3 protein-coding genes and 1 pseudogene are annotated in these 2,617 nt (G+C 66.6%); 1 reads left to right on the forward strand and 3 read right to left on the reverse strand.

What is annotated here, in order from left to right:
* Positions 1-55: 55 nt before the first annotated feature.
* Entirely contained in the window at positions 56-202 is a 147-nt protein-coding gene (locus G4O04_06670; protein HEY58204.1) for a hypothetical protein, read from the forward strand.
* A gap of 510 nt (positions 203-712) precedes the next feature.
* Here G4O04_06670 and G4O04_06675 read toward each other — a convergent pair.
* From G4O04_06675 to G4O04_06685, 3 genes and pseudogenes are all read right to left on the reverse strand, one after another.
* Positions 713-1,585 (reverse strand): polysaccharide deacetylase family protein, encoded by an 873-nt coding sequence (locus tag G4O04_06675; GenBank protein ID HEY58205.1) that lies wholly within the window; start codon positions 1,583-1,585, stop codon positions 713-715.
* Entirely contained in the window at positions 1,582-2,394 is an 813-nt protein-coding gene (locus G4O04_06680) for a hypothetical protein (GenBank protein ID HEY58206.1), read from the reverse strand. The genes G4O04_06675 and G4O04_06680 overlap by 4 nt, the downstream gene beginning before the upstream one ends.
* Before the next feature lie 16 nt (positions 2,395-2,410).
* Positions 2,411-2,602, reverse strand: a pseudogene (locus tag G4O04_06685) (acyltransferase).
* Positions 2,603-2,617 lie beyond the last annotated feature (15 nt).

Raw genomic sequence — 2,617 nt, forward strand, 5'->3', positions numbered from 1 at the left:
CTGGGAAACGGCCCTTGGGTACCCGAGGGTGGCCCAAGGCCAGGCGGAGGGGCCGGTGACCCTGGTGCGGGTGCGCCTGCCGGAAGCCGCCCTTCTCTACCGCCAGCGTTTCGATGGGGAACATACCTGGCGCTTCTGCAAGCAAGGCTTGTTGATCCTCTCTTTCCTCACCCCCCAGGCGGCGCGGGAAGAACGCGGGTGACGCTTGGCCCCGTTGGCTTATGCCCAACTCTGGTTAGCCCGCCGGCACCTGCCCGGCGGCCGCTCCCCCTGGCAGAAGCCTTTGCCGGAGCGACCTTTGGGGCCGGCGGGGGATGTACAGCGGGGCTGGGGTGGATTTTTCGCCCGTTTGGCTGTGCAACCCCGACCGGTCAAACGGCGCGGAAAATCCCCTGGCTGGCCCCGAGGAAAGCGCCGGAAAGGCCGACCACGCCAACCGGTGGTGCGTCCAGGGACGAACAGAGCCTGATTTTGCCCTTTTGCGGCTCCGTTGGTCCCTTGTCAAGGCGCTCAAGCCGGCCCCTCTGGGGTACAGGCATGGGCTTCTTTTGCCTTTTTGTCAAAAGTCTAATACAGTAACCCAGGTTATCTTATTTGACTAGGGGGGCGCACGTGGTGTTGCACGGTTACACGAAAGAACGGCCTGTGCCAAAACTTTCCCTCGGTGGCTCCCCCTTTTGCCCCCTGCCCACTCAAGCCCTCCGACCAAAACTCAATACGGCCTGGGCAGCCGGTCGGCCCACCGCGGGATCCGTCGCCGGCGAGGCTCCTGGCCCCCTGAAGGCGCCGAGGGTATCAGCCCCGCCGCCCGGCCCAGGCTACGCACCGGGTCGGCCCAGGTCCAGCGGCGCTCCACCACATCCACCACCCCTTCCAAGGCCGCCCTGGCCCAATCGTTGGAGTGCATCAGCAGAATGTCCCCCGGTCGAATGGCCGTGGCCTCGCGCACGATGGCCCGGTTGACCTCGTCGAATAGCGGCTCCTGCAGGGCGTCCTCGAGGTGCGACCCGTCGACGAACTTCAATATCACGCCCATATCGTCCCAGTTCCACCACACGACCACATACCCGTAATCCTGCAACACCCGGTACACCCGGCCCAGGTTCTTCCCCGCGCCGAAGGGGATGCGGAAGTAGGGGAAGCGGGCCTTCATCTCGCGCAGGTAATCCCGGCCCAGGGCGTCGGCCAGGGCCGCCTCCCAGTTCTCGATTTCCTCGGCGATGGCCTTCTCGTCCAGGTGGGTGAAATATGGATGGCTATACGAATGATTGCAGATGATCCCGCCCACCTCGATCAACTTTTCCAGCAGGTTCTCCCCCTGATAGTCGGCCAGCACGGGCAGCACGCGGCCCACGGCAAAGAAGGCCACCGGCACCCGGCGGCGGTAGAGCACCTGGACCATAGGCGCAAAGGTACGCAAATAGCCGTCATCCACGGTCATCAGCACGCCGTCCTGCGGCGCAATCCGCTGGACCACCCGATAGCGCCGCGGTTCGGCGGCGGCGAACACCTTTCGCGGGGCGGCCAGGGTCAGGGCGCCCAGGCCTATCAACTTGAGGAAATCTCGGCGAGAGAGGTCGCTCATGGTGCCTCCTGAGTGGCGGTTTGCGGGAGCCAGCCCATCCCCCGCAGGATGAAGGTCACATACGCCCGCGCCCCTTCGGGGGTGGGGTGGGCGAAGTCCTCGTAAAACCATGCCCGGTGGGGGGTGGCGTAGGCGTTCCAGTCCAGCAAATAGGCCTCCGGCCAGCGCGCCACCCCGGCCTCCAGTTGCGCGTTGGCCAGCGGGGCCCACCGGATGGGACTACGCACATTGACGAAATAGACCTGCCGCACGCCGTGCTCCAGCAGCAGACGCATCACCGCGTCGAAGGTGGCGTCGGTGAAGGAGCCGTTGGTGCCTAGATGGATGACCACCGTGGGGCCCAGGCGCTCCTGTTGCGCCAGTTCAGGCACCAGGGTCAATAAGTGGGCCAGCCGGCGGCCCTGCTTGGCGTCCATGAAAAAGGACCCCGTGGGCAGGGTCCCCTGCCACACGGGCAGGGTGCTCAGCATGATGGAATCGCCCAACAGGGTCAATTGTACCCCCGGTGGGAACGGCGTGGGCGTGGCGGTGCCCATGGGGGTGGCACCCACCGTGGGGGTCGGGCGCGTCCCCTGGGGTCCGGAGGAAGGGGAAGGGCGCGGGGTGGGGGAAGGCGACCGCGTTCCCACCGCCACGGGTGTCTCCGGTCCCTCCGGGGGCGTGCTTGTCTGGACCTCGGCGGCCAGCGCCCGTTCCAGGGGAGAGGGGCCCACCCGGAGGTTGATCTGCTCCATGCTCAACATGGCCCAGGCCAGCCCAAGGGCCACGGCGGCGATCAGCCCCACCGCACCCCATACGCAGCCGCCCATGCTCGCGGTGGTCCCGCAAAAGGAGCGAGGTGATCAGGTACCCCGAAAGCACGAAGAAGGTCTCCACCCCCAGGAAGCCCCCGGCCGCCCAGGGGAAGCCCACATGGTAAAGGAAAACGGCCAGCACGGCCACCGCGCGCAGGCCGTCGAGGCCCGGCATGTAAGGCAGGCTATGCGCCGGTGCGGTTCGCTCGCGAGACAACAGCATCCTCCTGCACAGCCC

The organism is Anaerolineae bacterium (genome assembly GCA_011176535.1).
GTDB lineage: Bacteria > Chloroflexota > Anaerolineae > Anaerolineales > DRMV01 > DUEP01.